Origin of the sequence: Streptomyces sp. NPDC088732 (assembly GCF_044751205.1) — a bacterium.
Taxonomy (GTDB): Bacteria; Actinomycetota; Actinomycetes; order Streptomycetales; family Streptomycetaceae; genus Actinacidiphila.
On the sequence record NZ_JBIVLI010000016.1, the window covers coordinates 63377 to 69487 of the forward strand.

The 6111-nt window shown below is 74.0% G+C and carries 4 protein-coding genes and 1 pseudogene; 3 read left to right on the forward strand and 2 right to left on the reverse strand.

The window, feature by feature from the left end; translation table 11 throughout:
- Nucleotides 1-19: 19 nt before the first annotated feature.
- Both ACIP9H_RS26045 and ACIP9H_RS26050 read right to left on the reverse strand, forming a co-directional pair.
- Complete coding sequence (locus ACIP9H_RS26045; protein ID WP_401588676.1) at nt 20-895, reverse strand: hypothetical protein; 876 nt, start codon at nt 893-895, stop codon at nt 20-22.
- On the reverse strand, nt 892-1695 hold the full coding sequence (locus ACIP9H_RS26050) for a MerR family transcriptional regulator (RefSeq protein WP_401588673.1): 804 nt from the start codon (nt 1693-1695) through the stop codon (nt 892-894). The genes ACIP9H_RS26045 and ACIP9H_RS26050 overlap by 4 nt, the downstream gene beginning before the upstream one ends.
- 387 nt (nt 1696-2082) lie before the next feature.
- Between ACIP9H_RS26050 and ACIP9H_RS26055 the strand changes: the two genes are divergently transcribed.
- The 3 genes and pseudogenes from ACIP9H_RS26055 to ACIP9H_RS26065 form a co-directional block, all read left to right on the forward strand.
- Entirely contained in the window at nt 2083-4152 is a 2070-nt protein-coding gene (locus tag ACIP9H_RS26055) for a putative Ig domain-containing protein (protein ID WP_401588670.1), read from the forward strand.
- Between the two features lie 93 nt (nt 4153-4245).
- Nucleotides 4246-4689: a hypothetical protein gene (locus ACIP9H_RS26060; protein WP_401588667.1), complete on the forward strand. Its 444-nt coding sequence runs from the start codon at nt 4246-4248 to the stop codon at nt 4687-4689.
- A 255-nt stretch (nt 4690-4944) separates the two neighbouring features.
- Nucleotides 4945-6111: pseudogene (locus tag ACIP9H_RS26065) on the forward strand (Ig-like domain repeat protein); the annotation flags it as partial.

The window sequence follows — 6111 nt, forward strand, 5'->3', positions numbered from 1 at the left end:
GACGTGGCGGTAATGGGTCTCACCTCCTCGGTCCGTCCACTGCTGGCGACGTCACGTTACCCGAAGCCCCGCGCCCCGCCCAGCCCAGGGCGGCGACGGCGGCCCGCGGGTCGTCGGCGTGGAAGCGCAGCACGCGGGCCCGGGCCGGGGCGCCCAGCGGGCGCAGGAAGGCGACCGGTTCGGTGAGCTCGACGGTCACCGTGGTCTGGCCCCCGACGATCAGGTCGGCCGTGCCGTCGCCGGCGAGCGTCACCAGCCGTCCGTCGGGGAAGCGCCGGTCGACGCGGGCGGTCGCTATGCGGTCCGCGGGGACGCGGATGTCGACGAGCGCGCCGTACCGCACGCGCAGCGAGCCGTCCGCCCCGACGACGTGCGGGCGGACCACGCAGGCGGCGTGCAGGGCCAGGACGAAGAAGCAGCCCCACAGGTCGAGGACGAGGGTGACGGCGTGCACGGCGGGCCAGGGGATGATCAGCGCGAGCAGCACGGTCTCGACGACGGAGACGAAGAGGAAGCCGCACATCGTCGCCGCCTGCGCCCCGCTGTACGGCACCGCCGTGTCGCCCTCGCCCACGCCGTGCCGCGGCCGCCGTGCGATCCACCGCATGAGGCTCGCCGCCAGGGCGAGTTCGTGGCGGACCAGCCGCCGTACGGGCACCGGCACCGCGTCCCGTACGGCCGCCCGCAGCGCGGCCGGGCGCGACAGGCCCCGGCGCCGCGCCTGCCGGTGGGCCCGGACCAGGCGCGGCAGCCGCCACGCGGCCACGGCGACCGTGCACAGCTGCGTGCCCCGGAGCACCGGCGGCGGCACGGGCACGCCGGCCAGCAGGCACGCGGCGAGAACGGCCTCCGCCGCGACGAGCAGGCCGAGGGCCCAGCCGCGGACGGCCCTCACCGGGCACGCTCGCGCAGCAGCCGGATCGCCTGCCGTACGGCCTCGGCCTGGGCGGGGGCGTGGTCGTCGAGGAACGCGGCGACGAAGCCGTCCTGCTCTGCGGCTGCCACCACGTCGTCCTCGCCGGTCGCGGCCAGCGCGGCGACGATCTCGTCGGGCACGGCGTCGGCGATGGCCCGTGCCGTCTCGCCGACCCTCGGGTCGTCGACGGGGGCCCCGGCCAGTTCGTCCATGAGCGCGTAGACGGCGTACGCGCGGCGCATCGCGTCGGGGCCGGTGTCCATGGACCGCACCAGGCCGGTCAGCCAGCCCCGGGTCTGCGGGGAGGCCGCCGTCTCCAGGAGGGCGAGCAGTTCGCGTTCCTTCGCCGCCATCGCGGGCTCGGGTCCGGGCAGGTCCGCGGTGACGCGGGCCATGTCGGCGAAGAGCGCGGCGAGTTCGGGGGAGACGGGCCCTTCCGCGGGCAGCCCGCCGCTCTCGGCGCGGCGCAGCAGTTCCGCCAGGCGGGCGCGTCGGCCGCGGATGGCCTCCTCCTGGCGGGCGAGGTCGGCGTCGAGTCCGGCGAGGACTTCGGCGAGGTCCTTGCCGGCGTCGTCGGCGAGCACGTCCCTGATCTCGTCCAGGGCGAGGCCGAGTTCGGCCAGGCGGCGGACGCGGGCGAGCTCGACGGCGTCGCGCAGCCCGTAGTCGCGGTAGCCGTTGACGCGGCGCGCGGGCTCGGGGAGCAGTCCGATGCGGTGGTAGTGCCGGACCGTGCGGGTGCTGACCCCGGCGAGGGCGGCGAGTTCTCCGATGCGCATGGGGCCAGTAGAGACCTTGACGTTGCGACAAGGTCAAGGCGGGCGCGGCCACAGCGGGGCGTACAGGGGAAACCCTACGGAAATCGGGCCGCACCGAGGGAGGTAGAGGGGTCCCGTCTCGGTCCGGGCAAACGCCCCTCAAGCGGCGGTAAAGATCTTCGTCCCGTGCTGTTCGGCGGTGGCGGCCCTGCAATAGCTTCGGCGCGTCACCCGTCATCACCGTACGCAGCCGCAGCACAGGGGTGGTCTACGCGTGTCGAAATGACATGCGCATGACTGTCAGGCACACATGCCCGCACACCCCGCGGCCGCCCAGGAACCGCGCCACCCGCGCCACCCGCACCGCGCCGTGACACCCCCACTCCCGGCACTCGACGGAGGCACCTCGTGCACCTCTCCACGCACCGACTGAGACGATCGGTCGCCGCGGCCCTGCCAGCGCTCGCCCTGGCCGTCGGCGGCCTGCTGGCCGCCGGCCCCGCGGCCCACGCCGCCGCGCCCCCCGCCCCCCACACCGCATCGGCCCGCGACACCCAGAACGCCCGGGCCCTGCAGTCCCCGCAGGCCCAGACGGTGCACTCCACCGGTACGGCAGGCGCCCACGTGCCGACGCAGCACCTGTGCGCCGCCCCGGCGGCCGGCCACGTCAGCTGCCTCGCCCAGCGCCGCACCGACATCGCCATGAAGCGCGACAACACGCTGTCGCCGCAGGCCACCCCGTCCGGCCTCGGCCCGGCCAACCTGCACAGCGCCTACAACCTGCCGTCGACCGGCGGTTCCGGCCTCACCGTGGCCATCGTCGACGCCTACGACGACCCCAACGCCGCCACCGACCTTGCCACCTACCGCTCCCAGTACGGGCTGTCGGCCTGCACCGTCGCCAACGGCTGCTTCAAGAAGGTCGGCCAGACCGGCAGCACCACCAACCTGCCGAGCCCCGACAGCGGCTGGGCCGGTGAGATAGCCCTCGACCTCGACATGGTCAGCGCCGCCTGCCCGAGCTGCAACATCCTGCTCGTCGAGGCGAACTCCGCGAGCATGCAGGACCTCGGCACGGCCGTGAACGAGGCCGTCGCGCTCGGCGCGAAGTTCGTCTCCAACAGCTACGGCGGCGACGAGGAGTCCGCCGACCCGTCGTACGACAGCGCCTACTTCAACCACCCGGGCGTCGCCATCACCGTCTCCGCGGGCGACGCGGGCTACGGCGCCGAGTACCCGGCGGCCTCCCGCTACGTGACCGCCGTCGGCGGCACCTCGCTGAACACGTCCTCCACCACCCGCGGCTGGACCGAGAAGGTCTGGGGCACGACCTCGGGCGGCGACGGCACCGGCTCCGGCTGCTCCGCGTACGACACCAAGCCGACCTGGCAGACCGACACCGGCTGCTCCCGGCGCACCGTCGCCGACGTCTCCGCGGTGGCCGACCCCGCCACCGGCGTCGCGGTGTACGACACCTACGGCGGCTCCGGCTGGGCGGTCTACGGCGGCACCAGCGCCTCCTCCCCGCTCATCGCGGGCGTCTACGCGCTGGGCGGCGCCCCGGCCGCGGGCAGCAACCCGGCGTCGTACCCCTACGCCCACACCGCCAACCTCTGGGACGTGACCACCGGCGCCAACGGCAGCTGCTCCAGCTCCTACCTGTGCACCGCCAAGACCGGCTACGACGGCCCGACCGGCCTCGGCACCCCGAACGGCGTCACCGCCTTCACCAACGGCACCAGCAGCGGCAACACGGTCACCGTCACCAACCCGGGCAGCCAGTCCGGCACCGTCGGCACCGCCCGCAGCCTGCAGATCTCGGCCACCGACAGCGCGGGCGCCGCGCTCACCTACAGTGCGAGCGGCCTGCCCGCCGGGCTGTCCGTGAACGCCTCGACCGGTCTGGTCTCCGGCACCCCGACCACCGCCGGCACCTACCAGACCACCGTCACCGCCTCCGACTCCACCGGCGCCTCCGGCTCGGCCTCCTTCGGCTGGACCATCGCGCCGGCCGGCGGCGGCACCTGCACGGCCGGCCAGCTGCTGGCCAACCCCGGCTTCGAGTCGGGCGCCACCGGCTGGACCGCCTCCAGCGGTGTCATCACCAATGACTCCGGCGAGGCCGCGCACGGCGGCTCGTACAAGGCCTGGATGGACGGCTACGGCTCCACCCACACCGACACGCTCACCCAGTCGGTGACCGTCCCGAGCGGCTGCCGGGCCACCCTCACCTTCTGGCTGCACATCGACACCGCCGAGACCACCACGACCTCGGCCTACGACAAGCTCACGGTCACGGCCGGGTCCACCACCCTGGCCACGTACTCCAACCTCAACAAGGCCACCGGGTACGCGCAGAAGAGCTTCGACCTGTCCTCCTTCGCCGGCTCCACCGTCACCCTGAAGTTCACCGGCACCGAGGACTCCTCCCTCCAGACGAGTTTCGTGGTCGACGACACCGCCCTGACCACGAGCTGAGCCCTTTCCTCCCCGCGTGGGGTCCCGGTCGCCGCGAGGCGGCCGGGACCCTTTTGCGTCCGGGACACGTCACAGAGAAAAGGAGGTCCACCCATGCACCGACTGCACGGTCCGGCATTCCTCACCGCGGCGGCCGTCGCCGCGCTCGTGCTCACCGCCTGCGGCGGCACCGCCCAGCAGCCGGGCGACGGCCCGGCCACCGGCGTGAAACCGTGCCCCACCCGGCTCGACCTGACCGCCGCCGACACCGGCCGCACCCTGTGCGTGAGCACCGGCGCCACGGTCCGCGTGACGCTCGACGGCACCGCCGACCGCCCCTGGTCCCCCGTCACCCTCAAGGGCGGCGCCCTGCGCGCCGGCAACGCCGGCATCGGCGCCCCCCGCGGGGACGCCATCGCCGCCTACCGCGCGGCCGCCCCCGGCACGGCCCGCCTCACCGCCACCCGCCCCCTGTGCGCCCAGCCCACCGCCCCGGACCGGGTAGCCTGCCTGGGCCTCCAGGAGTGGACCGTCACCGTGCGGGTCGCCCAGGGCTGAAATCACCGACCCCGCACAATGGTTGTACGGAGCGGGACATCGAATCGGGCACGGATTCCCCATGGCCCGGCGAAACCGTGGTCAGACCTCGGTGTGGACCGTCCGGGAAGAAGATCGCTGCCGGAAGCGTGACATAGCGTTGCCCCTTGCCGCCGCCGAAGGCGCGCCGGGCCGTTCTCCGCGCCCGCGCCCCGCGGCGCGCCCACACGTCGCCGGAAGTTCTCCGGCGACGGACGTCCGCCTGGGGGGACCAGCTTGCGCACCCGTCATCTCGCGGGCGGGACGGCCCTGTCCGTCCTGCTCGCCACCGCATCACTGCTCGGCGTCACGGCCACGCCGGCCGCCGCCGACAGCGACATCGCTCTGCCCATCAGCTCGTACTCGGACATGGTCGTGGACGGGCTCCACCAGAGGGTCTTCATCAGCAGCAGTGCCAACAGCAAGATCGTCGTGACCGACTACCACGGCACGGTGGTCGGCACGATCCAGTCGGAGCCGGGCGCGGCCGGGCTCGTGCTGTCGGCGGACTCCGCGACGCTGTACGTCGCCGTCCCGGACGGCGACGCGATCTCCGCGATCGACACGGCCACGCTCAAGGAGACCGCCCGCTACCCCATCGGCGCCGGAACCGCCCCGCGGTACCTGGCCATGAACCGCGACACGATCTGGTTCGGGTACGGCGACGCCATGCACGGCAACCTCGGCTCCCTGGACCTCGATCCCGGCACGCCCACCGACGACCCTGCCGGAACGCCGGGTTCCGCCGGCACCGTCACCGCCGACGGCGCCGTGGTCACACTCGGCCAGGGCGGCGGGCACTCGTGGTACTCCGCCCCGATGGTCGCCTCCTCCCCCGGGAACCCGGACGCGCTCGCGGCCGGCGCACCCGACCAGAGCCCGATCGAGCTCCAGGTCTACGACGTGTCCTCCGGGCACGCCGAGTCCAAGGCGTACCGCTTCGGCCCGAACAACGCGTCGAACCTGCAGGACCTCACCGTCACCCCGGACGGCACGCAGATCCTCGCCGCCAGCGGCGCCCCGTACTTCCAGCAGGTCTACCGGACCTCCGACCTGTCCAGCGACGGCCGCTACACCACCAACCCGTACCCGAACTCGGTGGCCGTGGCGCCCGACGGCACGGTCGCGGCGGGCATCTTCGGCTGGTACCAGCCGGACGTCTACATCTTCAGGCCGCAGGTGGACGAGCCGGTCCGCACCTACGAGTTCCCCAACACCGGCCACAGCAGCGGCTCCGACACACTGGCCCCGGGCGGCCTGGCCTGGACGCCGGACGCCGGCCGGTTGTTCGCCGTGTCGTCGAACGACGCCGGCGTGTACTCCCTGCGCGTGCTGCAGGACCCGACCAAGGCCGCGACCAGGCTCACGGTGGACGCCCCGGCCACCGCCGTCCCCGGCGACGAG

What these genes read in the sequence shown, in the direction of transcription:
- ACIP9H_RS26050 (WP_401588673.1), bottom strand. Translation starts at nt 1,695, where the DNA reads ATGCGCATCGGAGAACTCGCCGCCCTCGCCGGGGTCAGCACCCGCACG.
- ACIP9H_RS26060 (WP_401588667.1), top strand. Translation starts at nt 4,246, where the DNA reads ATGCACCGACTGCACGGTCCGGCATTCCTCACCGCGGCGGCCGTCGCC.